Consider the following 16,365-nt stretch of genomic DNA (forward strand, 5'->3'; position numbering starts at 1 on the left):
CTCCGTCATCGTGCGGAGGGGTTTTCTTGCTGTACGCTTTTTTCAATTTTGAAGGGATCGATTCCGCGTTTTTGCATGCGTCTGAAACGAATAATGTTCAGGCCGTTCATCACCAGAAAACTTCCTTCAATCATCGTGCCGCCAATTGATCCCAGCCAGAAATTGTGAATAACCCAGCAGGCTGTTGCGCACCACATGACACAGCGGACGGTTAAACCTTTACAGCGAAACAGCGCCCAGGTGCTGGCCAGCGTACCGACAATAGGGAGAAGCTCCATTGCGTGCTGTAATTTCGCCAGCCCCAGAACCAGCGTAAGGATAATGAAAAGGGTCATCACCCACAGTTTACGGGTGCGCATCGAGACAAGCGTTCGAATGGTGTTAAGCTCTGCGCTCATCCCCGCCGGATACGCTCCCATCAGGAAGAAATGCACGCCGATAGTGGCACTATAGACAGCAAGCTGCAGCCTGAATCGGCGCTCATCGCGGTTGAAGAAAGTGGTAATGCCGATCAGAAAGGCGATGACACCTACGCCCTGGGCCAGCCAATACGCGGTCATGGAAGATCCTTGTCAGGAAACACAAAAACAAACGGCGCTCCATATTATGAAACGCCGTTTTTTTAATCCAGTCGAGATTAATTACCCAAAAGATTTCGTTCTACCTCAAGGTGGCAAGTTCAGGTATCCCCCGGAGCTTACTGAAGTAAGTGACCGGGGTGAGTGAACAGAGCCAACACCATCGTGGTGCGAAAGATGAAGGATAATTACAGCGTTACGCCACTCTTAAAGATAGCCAGCTCACGGAAGTCATTACGCTCGTTACAGGTCTGTTTGCCGTTAGCAAACTCAACGATCGTGTCGACAAACTCGTTCAGCAACTGAGGCATGGCCTTACCGTGGATAAGTTGTCCGGCGTCAAAATCAATCCAGTGCTTTTTCTTCGCCGCCAGCTCACTGTTAGTGGCGATTTTTACCGTTGGAACAAAACCACCGTAAGGCGTACCGCGACCAGTGCTGAACAACACCATATGACAGCCTGCGCCCGCCAGTGCGCTGGTCGCAACGGCATCATTGCCCGGAGCACTTAACAGATTCAGGCCGTGTGTTTTAAGACGTTCGCCGTAACGCAGTACATCCACGACTTTACTGGAACCCGCTTTCTGGGTGCAGCCCAGCGATTTATCTTCCAGCGTGGTAATCCCACCCGCCTTGTTACCCGGCGATGGGTTCTCATAGATCGGCTGGTTGTGGGCAATGAAGTACTGTTTGAAGTCATTGACCATCATCACCAGCTTCTCGAAGGTCGCCTCGTCGCGGCAATGATCCATCAGCAGTTGCTCAGCACCGAACATTTCCGGCACTTCGGTCAGTACAGTCGTACCGCCGTTAGCAATGACGTAGTCGGAAAAACGCCCCAGCATCGGGTTAGCGGTAATGCCAGACAAGCCGTCCGACCCGCCGCACTCCAGACCAAACTTCAGCTCGCCCAGTTTACCCGGCTCGCGCTTATCATTACGCATCACGTTGTACAACTGACGAAGATGTTCGATCCCGGCTTCCACTTCATCTTCCTGATGTTGGCAGACCATGAAATGGACGCGCTCTGGATCGAACTCGCCCAGCGTTTCACGGAAGGCATCAACCTGGTTGTTTTCACAACCAAGGCCAACCACCAGCACCGCGCCCGCGTTCGGATGACGCACCATATTTTGCAGCATAGTACGGGTGTTAATATGATCATCGCCCAGTTGCGAACAGCCGTAGGTATGACTAAAGAGATGAACCCCGTCAATGCCTTCAGCATCGTTAGTCTCTTTCAGGAAACGAGTTTGCATCTGACGCGCCATGGCGTTGACACAGCCAACAGTCGGCAGGATCCACAGTTCGTTACGCACCCCGACATCGCCATTGGCCCGGCGGTAGATCTGCACATCGCGATCCGCCGGTTGTTCTTCTGGCTCCTGAAAGTCGGGTTGATAGCTGTATTCATCCAGATCGCTCAGATTGGTACGCGTATTGTGAGCATGAATATGTTCACCCGCTGCGATATCCGCCAGAGCATGGCCGATCGGCAAGCCGTATTTAATGACATTCTCACCCTGCGCAATATCGCTCAGTGCAAATTTATGTCCACGTACAACATCCTGTCGTAGCGTTACGGTATGGTTATCGACACTTACCTGCGTACCTTGCGCCAGGTCTGCCAGCGCGACCGCAACGTTATCCAACGTATGGATCTTGATGTATTGCATATCAACCCCGGACCTTAGTTCAGTTCAATGGCGAAGTAGTCGCGCGCATTGTTGAAGCAGATATTTCTGACCATTTCACCCAGCAACTGGATATCTGCCGGAGCTTCACCAGCGGCAACCCAACGACCAATCATCTGGCACAGGATGCGGCGGAAATACTCATGGCGTGTGTATGACAGGAAGCTACGGCTGTCAGTCAGCATGCCGACAAAGCGGCTCAGCAGGCCGAGCTGGGCCAGTTGCGTCATCTGACGCTCCATCCCGTCTTTCTGATCGTTAAACCACCATCCGGAACCAAACTGCATTTTGCCCGGCATACCTTCACCCTGGAAGTTACCAATCATAGTGCCGAGCACTTCGTTATCGCGCGGGTTCAGGCAGTACAGGATCGTTTTGGGCAGCAGGTTTTCTTCGTTCTGCTTGCTCAGCAGTTTGGAGAGTTCTTCTGCAACAGGACGATCATTGATGGAGTCAAAGCCTACATCCGGCCCCAGCAGTTTGAACTGACGCAGGTTGTTATTACGCAGCGCACCAATGTGATACTGCTGTACCCAACCGCGGCGTGCATACTCAGCGCCAAGGAACACCAGTACAGCCGTTTTAAACTGAGCTACTTCATGCTCGCTCAGGGTTTCACCCGCCAGGCGACGGGCCAGAATGCTATCCAGTTCGGATTCGTTAGATTCCGCAAACAGCACCACATCGAGGGCGTGGTCGGACACTTTACAGCCGTGAGCAGCAAAGTGATCCAGACGTTTAGTCAACGCGGTCTGCAGATCGGTAAAGCGGCGAATGTCAGTGTCAGACACTTCACCCAGCTTCGCCATATAGTCGTTAAAGGTCGCCTGTTCAATATTGAAGGCTTTATCCGGACGCCAGCTCGGCAGCACTTTGATAGCAAAGGTGCTGTCTTTTGCGACTGAGGCGTGATGCTCCAGTGAGTCAATCGGATCGTCGGTGGTACCCACCATTTTCACGTTCATCTGCTGCATGATACCGCGCGCGGAAAATTTATCCTGCGCCAGCAATTCATTGCATTGATTCCAGATTTCATCCGCCGTAGCAGGTGAGAGCAGCTTACCTGTAATACCAAATGGACGGCGCAGTTCAAGATGCGTCCAGTGGTAGAGCGGGTTACCAATAGTGTGCGGCACCGTTGCGGCCCAGGCATCAAACTTTTCACGATCGGACGCATCGCCGGTACACAGGCGTTCAGCGACGCCGTTGGTACGCATAGCACGCCATTTATAGTGGTCGCCCTTCAGCCAGATGTCATACAGGTTGTTGAAACGGTAGTTTTCCGCGATTTGTTGCGGCGGCAAATGGCAGTGGTAATCGAAGATTGGCTGGTCTTTAGCGTAATCATGATAGAGACGGCGGGCAAATTCGGTATCCAGCAGAAAATCTTCAGTCATAAACGGGGTCATTATCGTCTTCCTCTCAGCGAGTGCGTCAGATTGCTTATGTTTTGATGTTGTCAAAGTTATCACACCAATTTCCATATACTGAAGATATTTTCGTGAGTTAGATCAACTAATGATGACAAAAAAATTACTCTCAAAGAGGTAAATCGTGCGCCAGACCGCTCCAGCACTGGCTTTGCTGAATCGAAATAATGACCACACGAAGATTCACACTTTTGTGATGGCACTCACCTTTTAAAGCTGTATGACAAGTTATCTTTTTGCCGTCGCAATACATAAGCCGACGGAATGCAAATTACCGATGGTCCACCATCGGATTGACCGGTACGGAAACCGAATTAGCAAGATTATTTACATGGCAAAGTTCGGGGAGTACCGGTTTTTATCGGTTACGCCCTTCGTAAAAGAACATCCTCCGCCCTACACAGGAAGATGACCGCGCTTCTTGCGGAAATAACAAAACGATGAGGTTTTACATGCGTAAAATTAAAGGGTTACGTTGGTACATGATAGCACTGGTGACGCTTGGCACCGTGCTGGGTTATCTGACGCGTAACACTGTGGCGGCAGCTGCGCCAACTCTGATGGAAGAGTTACACATCTCCACTCAACAGTACTCCTATATCATCGCAGCGTATTCTGCTGCTTACACCGTTATGCAACCCGTCGCTGGCTATGTTCTGGATGTACTCGGGACAAAAGTGGGCTACGCGATGTTCGCCGTTCTGTGGGCCGTCTTCTGTGGTGCAACTGCACTGGCCGGAAGCTGGGGTGGTCTGGCACTCGCGCGAGGCGCTGTCGGTGCCGCTGAAGCCGCGATGATCCCTGCGGGTCTGAAAGCCAGCTCTGAATGGTTCCCTGCAAAAGAGCGTTCTATTGCAGTTGGTTACTTTAACGTCGGATCTTCTATTGGTGCGATGATCGCTCCGCCGCTGGTAGTCTGGGCGATTGTCATGCACAGCTGGCAGATGGCGTTCATCATCTCTGGTGTTCTGAGCTTCATCTGGGCCATGTCCTGGCTTGTCTTCTATAAACATCCTCGCGATCAGAAAAAACTGTCTGATGAAGAGCGCGATTACATCCTCAACGGTCAGGAATCACAGCATAAAAACAGCACCGCGAAGAAAATGTCGCTCGGCCAGATCCTACGTAACCGTCAGTTCTGGGGTATTGCGCTGCCGCGTTTTCTGGCAGAACCAGCCTGGGGTACCTTTAACGCCTGGATCCCACTGTTCATGTTTAAAGTCTACGGCTTTAACCTGAAAGAGATTGCGATGTTCGCCTGGATGCCAATGCTGTTTGCCGATCTGGGTTGTATCGTCGGGGGATATTTGCCGCCGCTGTTCCAGCGCTGGTTCGGTGTGAACCTGATCGTTTCACGTAAAATGGTCGTCACCATGGGGGCATTCCTCATGATTGGCCCAGGGATGATTGGTCTGTTCACCAGCCCGTACGTTGCTATCGCCCTGCTGTGCGTCGGCGGTTTTGCTCACCAGGCACTGTCCGGTGCGCTGATTACCCTCTCTTCTGACGTGTTTGGCCGTAATGAAGTGGCAACCGCGAATGGTCTGACCGGTATGTCTGCCTGGCTTGCGAGTACCCTGTTTGCGCTGGTCGTTGGCGCCCTGGCTGACACCATTGGCTTTAGCCCACTGTTTGCCGTGCTGGCAGTATTTGACCTGCTCGGTGCGCTGGTTATCTGGACGGTGTTGCAAAACAAACCGGCCAGCGAGATAGACTCGGGGCCACAAACTAACAACCCCGCGACGCAAAGTTAACCTGACGCTTTTTAGCAAGGTTATAAATTGCAAAGCCGCCAGCTAACTGGCGGCTTTTTTATCGTCGCGAGTAGAGCCATAGTCGCAAAAGTGGTATAACAAATATAGTCTGCCGTATCATGCCTGGAGCGCATATGGAAATCACCGAACCACGACGTTTGTATCAACAACTTGCTGCTGATCTTAAAGAACGCATTGAGCAGGGCGTCTATCTGGTGGGCGATAAACTTCCCGCCGAACGCTTTATCGCCGATGAAAAAAATGTCAGCCGCACCGTGGTCCGTGAAGCCATCATCATGCTCGAGGTTGAAGGCTACGTTGAAGTGCGTAAAGGGTCGGGGATCCACGTCATCTCTAACCAGCCAAAACACTATGTCGCGCCGGATGAAAGCCTGGAGTTTGCCAGCTATGGTCCCTTTGAGCTTCTCCAGGCTCGCCAGCTCATTGAGAGCAACATTGCTGAGTTTGCCGCGACCCAGGTGACCAAGCAGGACATCATGAAACTGGTGGAAATCCAGGAGAAGTCGCGTAACGAGAAAAGCTTCCGTGACTCTGAGTGGGATCTCCAGTTCCATGTGCAGGTCGCGCTGGCAACGCAGAACACCGCTCTGGCCGCCATTGTTGAAAAGATGTGGACTCAGCGCGTACACAACCCCTACTGGAAGAAATTGCACGATCACATCGATCTCCGCACGGTAGATAACTGGTGTGATGACCATGACCAGATCCTGCGGGCATTAATCCGTAAAGATCCTCATGCGGCCAAACTGGCGATGTGGCAACACCTTGAGAACACGAAGCAGATGCTGTTCAACGAAACCAGCGATGATTTTGAATTCAACGCTGACCGTTATCTTTTCACGGAAAATCCGGTCGTTCATCTGGATACCGCCGCGAACGCAGCAAAATAAACGCTCTTATATTCACAGGCGCATCAGGGCGGTGCCTGTGAATAACGCTCGGTAAGCATTAGGTATAAAGTGTCAGCCTGTGTAAATCCTCTCGCCACCCTCCTTTGCGATAAGCAAAATCAGAGTTCAACGACCGTAATTTCTATAACGGACTACGTTGACCTTTGTTACAATTAAAAGCGTTTTGAATTTTTGTGTGTTAGTGCTTGCTTACTTCACAACTTAACAGGGAACAGTTCAGGCCGTGAATTTGTGTCAGACCGCGCCCCATGTAAAAACATTAATAAAATTGCGGCATTACAAACTCCAGACAACCGGCGTGACGACAACCGATTCTCCAGGAATACTGAATGGAACTACTGACTCAATTACTGAATGCCTTGTGGGCTCAGGATTTTGAAACTCTGGCCAATCCCTCTATGATTGGTATGCTGTATTTTGTCCTGTTTACAATTTTGTTTCTGGAAAACGGACTGCTTCCTGCGGCCTTTTTACCTGGTGACAGTTTACTGGTACTGGTCGGCGTGCTTATTGCCAAAGGAGCAATGGGCTTTCCGCAAACTGTACTGTTACTTACTACCGCGGCCAGCCTCGGCTGTTGGGTTAGCTATATACAGGGACGGTGGTTGGGTAACACCCGTATCGTACAGAACTGGCTTTCTCATCTTCCCGCCCATTACCATCAACGTGCGCATCACCTTTTCCACAAACATGGCCTGTCTGCGCTGTTGGTGGGCCGTTTTATTGCCTTTGTCAGAACGTTACTGCCTACCATTGCAGGATTGTCGGGCCTGAATAATGCACGTTTTCAGTTCTTCAACTGGATGAGCGGGCTGTTGTGGGTGCTCATCCTGACATCGTTGGGTTATCTGCTGGGCAAAACACCGGTTTTCCTCAAGTACGAAGATCAGCTCATGTCATGCCTGATGCTGCTTCCGGTTGTTTTACTGGTGTTTGGTCTGGCAGGTTCACTGGTTGTGCTATGGAAGAAGAAATACGGGAACCGAGGGTAAATTATGCTGAAACCACGCATAACGCTTCGACGGCTGGCCTGGACAACCACCTTTATCTTGTTTGTAGGCGGGCTGATCCTGACCTGGTCAGCCATTCGTCATCAGGAATCGACACTCGCCATTCGCGCCGTTAACCAGGGCGCCAGCATCCCTGACGGGTTCTCCATCTGGCATCATCTTGATGCTAACGGAATTCGTTTTAAAAGTATCACTCCACAGAAAGACGCGCTGCTGATCACCTTTGATTCCAGCGCGCAAAGTGCAGCAGCTAAGGTCGTGCTGGACAGAACATTACCGCATGGCTTCGTCATCGCTCAGCAGGATGATGGCAATCAGGCAGTGCAGTGGTTGTCGCGCTTACGTGATAATCCGCATCGTTTTGGTTAACTTCCAGGAATCTGAATTATATCACTCACTTTGGTGATTTCGCCGTTTAGTGCCTATGATTAATAAACTGGGTTTATGGCCCATGCTTTATTACCTGGAGCAACGACCCCCAAGTAACAGGGTCGAATCACAATGGAAGGTTCAAGAATGAAATACCGCATCGCTTTGGCTATTACCCTTTTCACACTCAGTGCCGGCAGCTACGCCAACACCCTTTGTCAGGAAAAAGAGCAAGATATTCAGCGGGAGATTAGCTATGCCGAAAAGCACAATAATCAGAACCGCATCAATGGCCTGAACAAGGCACTTAGCGAAGTCCGGGCAAACTGTACTGACAGTAAACTGCGCGCCGACCATCAGAAAAAAATCTCAGAACAGAAAGATGAGATAGCTGAGCGTCAGCGTGATTTAGCCGAGGCGAAGCAAAAAGGCGATGCGGATAAAATCGCAAAGCGCGAACATAAGCTCGCGGAAGCTCAGAAAGAGCTGAAAGAACTTGAATCTCGCGATTACTAAGTACGGTAACTACCCACTCACCTGGAGAGAACTATGTCAAAAGATAATGCTACGGAACACCTGCGCGCTGAGCTGAAATCCCTTGCGGATACGCTTGAAGAGGTACTGAGCTCCTCTGGCGATAAGTCGAAAGAAGAGTTGAGTAAAATTCGCAGCAAGGCTGAACGAGCACTGAAAGAGAGCCGTAATCGTCTGGGAGAAACCAGCGACGTGATTGCCAAGCAAACCCGTGAAGCCGCTGCCCGTGCCGATAACTATGTGCGCGAAAACCCATGGACAGGCGTCGGTATTGGCGCTGCGGTCGGTGTGGTACTTGGCGTACTGCTGTCGCGCCGTTAACAATGGCGGATTCTCATCACGCACAAGGTCCAGGCAAGAGCGTACTGGGTATCGGACAACGGATCATCACGATCCTCGTTGAAATAGTCGAAACCCGCCTGCGGCTGGCCGTCGTTGAACTGGAAGAGGAAAAAGCCAACCTCTTTCAGCTTCTGCTGATGCTGGGGCTGACCATGCTGTTCGCTGCTTTTGGTCTGATGAGCCTGATGGTACTTATCATCTGGGCCATTGACCCTCAGTACCGCCTCAACGCGATGATTGCCACCACCGTGGTGCTGTTGCTTTTGGCCCTCATTGGCGGCTTATGGACATTACGTAAGGCCCGCAAGTCAACACTGTTACGCCATACCCGCAATGAACTCGCTAACGACAGGCGGGCCCTGGAGGATGATGCATAATGAGCAGTAAAGTCGAGCGTCAAAAACGTAAGGCACTGCTGCTTAGTCAGATCCAGCAGCAACGGCTGGATCTGACAGCCACCCGACGCGACTGGCTCGAGGCAACTGGTGCGTACGATCGCGGCTGGAATACACTACTGAACCTGCGCTCCTGGGTGTTGGTCGGCAGCAGCATCATGGCGATTCGCACGATCCGTAATCCTAACCTGCTCGTACGCTGGGCCAAACGTGGTTTTAGCGTCTGGAGCGCATGGCGGCTGGTGAAGGCAACAATCAGACAGCAGCAGCTGCGCGGTTAATCTCCTCACTCCCATGCCTGATGGCGCATCGCTTTCAGGCAGCACATTTCTCGCTTCTCATCACTCAAATTTTTTGAAAATTACTGACAGTTTTCCTTGCTAACAATTGTCATTATCCACGTTTATTATTCTCTCCATCGACAGCAATGACGCGCTATACAGCGTTGATGCACAAAAAACAAAATATACCGCCTGAGTGGTTTCCTGGAGAGTACGATGAAAAAATTAGAAGATGTTGGTGTACTGGTAGCGCGCATTCTGATGCCAATCCTGTTTATTTCTGCAGGTTGGGGAAAAATCACCGGATATGCGGGTACCCAACAGTACATGGAAGCCATGGGCGTCCCTGGTTTTATGTTGCCACTGGTAATCCTGCTTGAGTTCGGCGGCGGTCTGGCCATTCTGTTTGGCTTCCTGACTCGTACTACCGCGCTGTTCACTGCAGGCTTCACATTGCTGACCGCGTTCATCTTCCATAGCAACTTTGCGGAAGGCATGAACTCGCTGATGTTCATGAAAAACCTGACCATTGCAGGCGGTTTCCTGCTGCTGGCTATCACCGGTCCGGGCGCATTCAGCATCGACCGCTTACTGAATAAAAAGTGGTAAGCAAGCTATAAATTGCCGGTGTGTTGGCTACACTCAGAAACCCCAATCACATAGTTATTAATGTTCCTGGGGATTTCTTCCCTTGCCGCCTTCCTGCAACTCGAATTATTTAGGGTATATACTCAAAGAAAAAAGACGAGGGGATTAGCTCCTCGTTTTGCTATCCGGGAGAGAGATAATGGGACAACTGATTGATGGCGTCTGGCATGACACCTGGTATGACACCAAATCTACCGGAGGAAAATTTCAACGTTCTGCATCGGCCTTCCGTAACTGGCTCACCGCTGATGGCTCGCCGGGTCCAACTGGCGAAGGTGGGTTTGCCGCCGAAAAAGACAGATATCACCTGTACGTTTCTCTTGCCTGCCCGTGGGCGCACCGCACGCTAATTCTACGCAAGCTCAAAGGGCTGGAGCCGTTTATTTCCGTTTCTGTTGTAAATCCGCTGATGCTGGAAAACGGCTGGACGTTTGATGACGATTTCCCGGCAGCGACAGGCGATACGCTTTACCAGCACGAGTTTCTCTATCAGCTGTATTTACACGCCGATCCGCATTACAGCGGCAGGGTTACCGTTCCGGTACTGTGGGATAAAAAAAATCACACCATTGTCAGTAATGAATCGGCAGAAATTATCCGTATGTTTAACACCGCCTTTGATGCGCTGGGCGCAAAAGCCGGTGATTACTACCCACCAGCCCTGCAAAGTAAAATTGACGAGCTGAATAGCTGGATCTATGACAGCGTTAATAACGGTGTCTATAAAGCCGGTTTTGCCACCAGCCAGCAGGCGTATGACGACGCAGTGGAAAAAGTGTTTGAATCCCTGGCACGGCTGGAGCAAATTCTCGGTCAGCATCGCTACCTGATCGGTGACCAGTTAACAGAAGCTGATATTCGCCTGTGGACCACGCTGGTGCGCTTTGATCCGGTCTATGTCACCCACTTTAAGTGCGACAAACACCGTATTAGTGACTATCTGAATCTTTACGGTTTCCTGCGCGATATCTACCAGATGCCGGGCATTGCGGACACCGTTAACTTTGACCATATCCGTAATCACTATTTCCGTAGCCACAAAACCATCAACCCGACCGGTATTATTTCCATTGGGCCATGGCAGGACCTCAACGAGCCACACGGACGTGATAGCCGTTTCGCATAATTTACACAGGCACCCTTCAGGGTGCCTTATTAATTAACATCGTAAATATTTACCCACGAACCAATCACAGCTATTCTTATTTTGATTGCTTTAAAAACAAGTAATTGAATGCAGAACGAGGCAAAAATGGATTGGTATTTAAACGTATTAAAGAACTACTTTGGCTTTAGCGGCCGTGCACGCCGCAAAGAGTACTGGATGTTTGTTCTGGTCAACATCATCTTTACGTTCGTACTGGGCATTCTGGACAGAATGTTTGGTTGGCAACGCGCCGGGGGAGAAGGCATATTAACGACAATTTATGGGGTTCTGGTATTTATACCGTGGTGGGCAGTGCAGTTCCGCCGTCTGCATGATACCGATCGCTCAGCATGGTGGCTGTTAGTGCTGCTGATCCCTATCATTGGCTGGTTGATAATCGTCATTTTCAACTGTCAAAACGGTACGCCGGGTAGTAACCGCTTCGGGTCGGACCCAAAAAACCAGTCCTGACGCGGTATATGTGGATGCCTGATAGCGTAACGCTTATCAGGCCTACAAATGGCTATATTTGCAGGCCTGTAACGGTGCTTGCGCTACTTTCCGGCAAACAGCTTCGGAATTTCCCGTAAACACCAGGATTTCGCCTCACCCATACTGTCCCGTCGCCACGCCATGATGATATCAATTTCATTCGTGGATTCCGGGCTAACAACCCGCAGTCTGCCTGCCGCGATATCCTCTTCCACCAGCGGATACGGCATGGTCGCCACCCCCAGCCCGGCCAACAACGCCTGGCGCTTATCTTCTATCGAACTCACCGTCAGGCGGGGTTGTTTATCCAGAAGCTGAACGGTTAACACCGGGCGCTCTCGGGCGGTATCTGCGACCGCAATACCACGGTATTTCACACGAGTGACCTCTGACAACGGCTCTGGCTCCTGATGGATAGGATGATCCGGTGCAGCTACATAGACGTTCATCAGCGAGTACAGTTTGCGGGAATTAATTTCTGACGATGAGCGAAAATGCATATCCGGGGCAATCACAATATCTGCTCGCCCTTGTTCCAGACGCTCCCATGCCCCTGCCAATACTTCGGTAATAACGGAAAGCTGAGTATTCGCCTTCACAGCGAGCCGGTCGATGAGTGGGAAAAATGCGGCCGTTGGCACCAGCGCTTCGGTGACAATCGTCAGATGCGTTTCCCAGCCGCGAGCCAGCGCTTCAGCATCGGTGGTGAGCTTATCTGCCGCTTCCAGCAGCACGCGCCCACGCTCAAGCAACATCCGCCCCACATTGGTGAATTTTGTACGATGACCTGAACGGTCAAACAATACGACGTCCAGCTCTTCTTCCAGTTTTTGCATCGTGTAGCTGAGTGCGGAAGGTACACGCCCCAGTTCGTCTGCCGCAGCGGCAAAGCTGCCACGTCTGTCAATTGCATCCATAACGCGTAGCGCTTCAAGCGTTAAAGCCCTTTCTTTGGCCATTTCGTTCTCATTCAGGAAATTTGAACATACCGGGCAGAATATCTGGCTAACAATGCAGCGTCTAGCCATTTAACATAAAAGGAAGTAAAGAGAGGTCAAGAACTATGATTACTACCCGAACAGCCAAACAGTGCGGACAAGCAGACTACGGCTGGCTGCAGGCCCGTTATACCTTCTCCTTTGGACACTATTTTGATCCTAAACTGCTGGGTTATGCCTCACTGCGTGTTCTGAACCAGGAAGTTCTGGCACCGGGAGCCTCTTTCCAGCCACGTACCTATCCGAAGGTTGATATCGTAAACCTGATCCTCGAAGGGGAAGCTGAATATCGCGACAGCGAAGGCAACCATATTCAGGCTAAAGCCGGTGAAGTCTTACTGCTCGCCACGCAGCCAGGAATAAGCTACAGCGAGCACAATCTCAGCAAAGATAAGCCATTAACCAGAATGCAGCTGTGGCTGGATGCCTGCCCACAGCGGGAAAATGCTTGTGTACAGAAAACTACGCTGAGCGCAGGTAAACATCAGTTAATTGCATCCCCGGACGGTGAGCAAGGCAGCCTGCATCTTCGCCAGCAGGTATGGGTACACCATGTTGAACTGCAAAAAGGTGAATCGCTAAGTTTTCAGTTACATGGACCACGGGCCTATTTGCAGTCAATCCACGGTACTTTCCATGCGTTAACGTCTGGAGCGGAGAAAGAAGCACTGACCTGTGGCGATGGCGCATTTATTCGTGACGAAGCTAACATAACGTTGGTTGCCGATACGCCATTACGCGCTTTGCTGATAGATTTGCCCGTATAGTCAGGGAAAACAAGGGAGTGCGGCTATGAGCAAAAAATCGTCAAAAAAACGGCAAACGAAAGTAGAGCCCAAACCACAGGAAACGGTCACTTTCGGCTACGAAGAAATGCTGACTGAACTGGAAGCGATTGTTGCCGATGCCGAGATCCGGCTGGAAGAGGAAGATGCCGCCTGATAAGGCGGCATCTGATACAGGATCACCTTGCCGGATACCGACGCTAACGCACCTTATCCGGCCGGGTAGTTAATGCGCTTTACTGGCCATAATCTCTATGATCTGCTTGTCGGTTTCCTGCATCGAACGACATGCCAGCGCACACAGATTCGAAATAGATTGCTCCACGTTATGCGCCACAATCCCTTCGTTACCGGTCACGGCTGTATCATCCAGGGCCATGAGTACCGCCTTCCACGCCGCAGACGCACTGGTAGAGACCTTCATCGCGCAGCTGTTTGAAGCGCCATCGCAAATCATCCCGCTTACATCGCCAATCATGCTACTGATAGCCATCGCGATAGTGTTGTAACGACCGTCTACCAGCCATGCCATACCTGCCGCCGCGCCCATCGCCGCAGTGGTCGCCGCGCACAAAGCCGACAAGCGTGGAAGCTGATGATGAATGTAAATCGCGCTCAGGTGTGACAGCATCAACGCCCGCGCCAGTTTTTCATCATCGGCACCAAAGTGTTCAGCAACCACCATTACCGGTACCGTGGCGGTAATGCCCTGATTACCAGATCCTGAATTGCTCATCGCAGGCAGTGTCGCCCCCCCCATACGCGCATCCGATGCCGCACTGGTACGGATCAGAATGGCGGTTGAAAGGTCGTTTGCCAGCAAACCACGAGCACACTGCTTCTCAAGTGTGGCACCGATATGCAATCCCCAGGTTCCGCGTAATCCTTCCTGGGACAGTGCACCGTTCAATTTTGCCGCATCCAGAATAAAGCGAATCGACTCAAACGGTACCGCATTCACAAACGCTAAAATCTCTTCCAGCGAAGTATGGGATAACACTGCCAGCGGTGATACCTGCTCGTCGTCCTGCGCCAACTCTTCTTTGGTAAACACCACGCCGTTGTTAGTCTCAATGTGCACAATGTTAGTGTGACCGCCTACAATGGTGACGCACGCCCACCCTTCACTGCTATAAACCTTAGCGCGCGAAAAGAGAATATCCTCGCAAGGTTGCTGCAGCATCACCGCAACCTTCCCGGCTTCCAGCATGGCTTTTGCCTCCGTAATGGCTTCAGCGGATGCATCTTTCAGCACTTCTAAACCTGCGCGAGCATTTCCCCCCAGCGCCCCCAGTGCAGCCGCGACGGGCAGACCTACCATTCCGGTACCCGGCACGGTGACGCCCATACCGTTTTTCATCAGGTTCGGTGATACCCAGGCATCAATGCGTTCAACCGCGCCGCTCAGTTCAGAGGATGCCACCGCTGCGGCCAGAGCCAGAGAGATAGGTTCGGTGCAACCCAGTGCAGGTTTAACCTCTTCCTGCACCGCGCGGATAAAACTATCCCATATTGGATTCAATGTAGTCTCAAACATAACAACGACCTTTGCTCAGATAACTCAAGAAAATGCCAGGAACGGAGAAACGCACAACAGCAGACCTGTGATAATAATCAGATACAGAGATGCGCCTTTATATTTGTGTAGTGCAGGAACCTTGTAGACCAGCCAGGCCGGGATCAAACACCCCACCATGCCGAAGATTGGGCTACAAATAGAAGTGAAGCTCAGTACCGGCGCATTGAGCACAATCGCACTCCAGGCCAGTAAGATGGCGAATACCATGATGCCGCGCTGAACGAGTGTTTCATTGATCTTTTCGGCCGGCATTTTGCGGCGCAGTACGTTCATCACGATCCCCTGGGTCGCTTCACGGAAGCCTAAGTAAACGCCAAAGAAAGCGGTCATAACGGCGAAGATATTCAGAATTACGCTGACGATTTTCACCCAACCAGCGCCATCCCCGCTGATAAACTGCGCGGCAATCGCCAGAGCGGAAATATTCTGCTCATACGCTTTAACTGCTTCGTCGTGACCCATTGCTAAAGTGAAAGAAACTGCGTAGAAAAAGACGGTGACAAACAAAATACCGAACGCGATATTCATAGCGCGAAGGGCTTTATGACGTGCGACCTCAATGGATTTTTCACGAGAACGGTACGAAATAACCATCGGGCTTAAGGTTTGAATAAACAGAATTGAGGTCAAGGTGAATGGCAGTGTGATAATCGCGTTTTTAATCAACAGCGCCATCGGCGGCAGCGCGCCAATGTTGTGAAGATGCCACATCCCGACCATCGAAACGCCCAACGCCGCCACCACCAGCAGTTTGGTTAACACCATACCGGTGGAGATTTTAAACAACATTTTTTCGCCGCGTGACGAGATGGCAACAAGAATGCAAATCAGCACCAGACCATAGAACGGGCTGTCAGACAGTAGACCTTCTGTAACGCCAAACGTGTGCAGATATGAGGCGCTATCGTTAGTAATAGCGGTGGAATAAACGAACATCCAGATAACCAGCATCACAAAATACAGAGCACCTAACAGGATGCCCCAGTTTTTGCCTAAATAGCCGCTAATGACGCTCGGGTAATCTTTACACTCAGGAGACTCAGCCAGCGTATTGATAAACAAACGCTGGAACAAATACATGGCGGGGTAGCCGATAACAGAGGATAACAGGAAAACCCATAACCCCATCAGGCCCACCTGAACGGGAAGAAAAACAATCCCCGCACCAATCGCCATTCCAATACTCATAATGACCCAGCCAGTATCCGTACTGTCGAACTTAATGGCTTCCCGCCATTCGCTTTCGGTCATGCCAGCCCGACGCGCCGGAGCGGATGCATCGAGTATTACGCTATTATTCGTTGCCGTTTCCATAATTTCTCGCTCAATGTGTAGGTAGAGGTTTTTTTATTTTTGTCGTACTGCCTCAAGGCGATACGCAGTACATGAGATGCAGG

Annotated in this window: 19 protein-coding genes; 13 read left to right on the forward strand and 6 right to left on the reverse strand. The window is 51.1% G+C overall.

The genetic code is table 11. From position 1 onward, the window contains the following. Nucleotides 1-5: 5 nt before the first annotated feature. The 3 genes from OH663_RS02710 to uxaC form a co-directional block, all read right to left on the reverse strand. Nucleotides 6-560, reverse strand: coding sequence for a YgjV family protein (locus OH663_RS02710; protein WP_048220511.1), 555 nt, complete (start codon nt 558-560; stop codon nt 6-8). 206 nt (nt 561-766) lie between these two features. Then, nucleotides 767-2,254, reverse strand: a complete 1,488-nt coding sequence (locus OH663_RS02715; RefSeq protein ID WP_200010043.1) for a UxaA family hydrolase — start codon at nt 2,252-2,254, stop codon at nt 767-769. Nucleotides 2,255-2,268: 14 nt separating this feature from the next. Continuing rightward, nucleotides 2,269-3,681: a glucuronate isomerase gene (uxaC, locus tag OH663_RS02720; RefSeq protein WP_048220509.1), complete on the reverse strand. Its 1,413-nt coding sequence runs from the start codon at nt 3,679-3,681 to the stop codon at nt 2,269-2,271. Between the two features lie 473 nt (nt 3,682-4,154). Here uxaC and OH663_RS02725 point away from each other — a divergent pair, with 473 nt between their 5' ends. The 11 genes from OH663_RS02725 to OH663_RS02775 all read left to right on the forward strand — a co-directional run bounded on the left by OH663_RS02725 (nt 4,155) and on the right by OH663_RS02775 (nt 11,585). After that, a complete protein-coding gene (locus OH663_RS02725) occupies nt 4,155-5,456 on the forward strand; it encodes an MFS transporter (RefSeq protein ID WP_045449797.1) in 1,302 nt (433 codons plus the stop codon). A 134-nt stretch (nt 5,457-5,590) separates the two neighbouring features. Then, nucleotides 5,591-6,367, forward strand: a complete 777-nt coding sequence (exuR, locus tag OH663_RS02730; RefSeq protein ID WP_045447868.1) for a transcriptional regulator ExuR — start codon at nt 5,591-5,593, stop codon at nt 6,365-6,367. Between the two features lie 350 nt (nt 6,368-6,717). Further along, the gene (gene yqjA / locus OH663_RS02735) at nt 6,718-7,380 is read left to right on the forward strand and encodes a DedA family general envelope maintenance protein YqjA (RefSeq protein ID WP_045447871.1); all 663 of its coding nucleotides are present in this window, start codon (nt 6,718-6,720) and stop codon (nt 7,378-7,380) included. Nucleotides 7,381-7,383: 3 nt separating this feature from the next. Next, nucleotides 7,384-7,767: an EnvZ/OmpR regulon moderator MzrA gene (mzrA, locus tag OH663_RS02740; protein ID WP_045447874.1), complete on the forward strand. Its 384-nt coding sequence runs from the start codon at nt 7,384-7,386 to the stop codon at nt 7,765-7,767. Nucleotides 7,768-7,914: 147 nt separating this feature from the next. Continuing rightward, complete coding sequence (locus OH663_RS02745) at nt 7,915-8,283, forward strand: DUF1090 domain-containing protein (protein ID WP_045447878.1); 369 nt, start codon at nt 7,915-7,917, stop codon at nt 8,281-8,283. A gap of 33 nt (nt 8,284-8,316) precedes the next feature. Further along, nucleotides 8,317-8,622 (forward strand): ElaB/YgaM/YqjD family protein, encoded by a 306-nt coding sequence (locus tag OH663_RS02750; protein WP_045447881.1) that lies wholly within the window; start codon nt 8,317-8,319, stop codon nt 8,620-8,622. Between the two features lie 2 nt (nt 8,623-8,624). After that, a complete protein-coding gene (locus OH663_RS02755; RefSeq protein ID WP_045447884.1) occupies nt 8,625-9,020 on the forward strand; it encodes a phage holin family protein in 396 nt (131 codons plus the stop codon). Continuing rightward, nucleotides 9,020-9,319, forward strand: coding sequence for a YqjK-like family protein (locus OH663_RS02760; protein ID WP_045447887.1), 300 nt, complete (start codon nt 9,020-9,022; stop codon nt 9,317-9,319). Before OH663_RS02755 ends, OH663_RS02760 begins: the two co-directional genes overlap by 1 nt. A gap of 216 nt (nt 9,320-9,535) precedes the next feature. Next, complete coding sequence (locus OH663_RS02765; protein ID WP_045447890.1) at nt 9,536-9,928, forward strand: DoxX family protein; 393 nt, start codon at nt 9,536-9,538, stop codon at nt 9,926-9,928. Nucleotides 9,929-10,106: 178 nt separating this feature from the next. Further along, a complete protein-coding gene (gene yqjG, locus OH663_RS02770) occupies nt 10,107-11,093 on the forward strand; it encodes a glutathionyl-hydroquinone reductase YqjG (protein ID WP_045447893.1) in 987 nt (328 codons plus the stop codon). A 126-nt stretch (nt 11,094-11,219) separates the two neighbouring features. Then, nucleotides 11,220-11,585 carry a DUF805 domain-containing protein gene (locus tag OH663_RS02775; protein ID WP_045449799.1) on the forward strand — a complete coding sequence of 122 codons (366 nt, stop codon included), beginning with the start codon at nt 11,220-11,222 and terminating at the stop codon, nt 11,583-11,585. 83 nt (nt 11,586-11,668) lie between these two features. On the opposite strand, the gene yhaJ is transcribed toward OH663_RS02775, so the two are convergent. Then, a complete protein-coding gene (gene yhaJ, locus OH663_RS02780) occupies nt 11,669-12,565 on the reverse strand; it encodes a DNA-binding transcriptional regulator YhaJ (protein WP_045447896.1) in 897 nt (298 codons plus the stop codon). Between the two features lie 104 nt (nt 12,566-12,669). On the opposite strand from yhaJ, the gene OH663_RS02785 reads away from it, so the two are divergent. Together OH663_RS02785 and OH663_RS02790 are read left to right on the forward strand one after the other, a co-directional pair. Next, nucleotides 12,670-13,371 carry a pirin family protein gene (locus OH663_RS02785; RefSeq protein WP_045447899.1) on the forward strand — a complete coding sequence of 234 codons (702 nt, stop codon included), beginning with the start codon at nt 12,670-12,672 and terminating at the stop codon, nt 13,369-13,371. Nucleotides 13,372-13,396: 25 nt separating this feature from the next. After that, entirely contained in the window at nt 13,397-13,546 is a 150-nt protein-coding gene (locus tag OH663_RS02790; RefSeq protein ID WP_136345234.1) for a hypothetical protein, read from the forward strand. A 69-nt stretch (nt 13,547-13,615) separates the two neighbouring features. Here OH663_RS02790 and OH663_RS02795 read toward each other — a convergent pair whose 3' ends face one another. After that, nucleotides 13,616-14,926 (reverse strand): L-cysteine desulfidase family protein, encoded by a 1,311-nt coding sequence (locus OH663_RS02795; RefSeq protein WP_263525682.1) that lies wholly within the window; start codon nt 14,924-14,926, stop codon nt 13,616-13,618. A 24-nt stretch (nt 14,927-14,950) separates the two neighbouring features. Continuing rightward, on the reverse strand, nt 14,951-16,282 hold the full coding sequence (locus OH663_RS02800) for an SLC5/6 family protein (protein WP_048220504.1): 1,332 nt from the start codon (nt 16,280-16,282) through the stop codon (nt 14,951-14,953). Nucleotides 16,283-16,365: the final 83 nt, after the last annotated feature.

Origin of the sequence: Citrobacter sp. Marseille-Q5395 (assembly GCF_947057495.1) — a bacterium.
GTDB classification, from domain to species: domain Bacteria; phylum Pseudomonadota; class Gammaproteobacteria; order Enterobacterales; family Enterobacteriaceae; genus Citrobacter; species Citrobacter murliniae.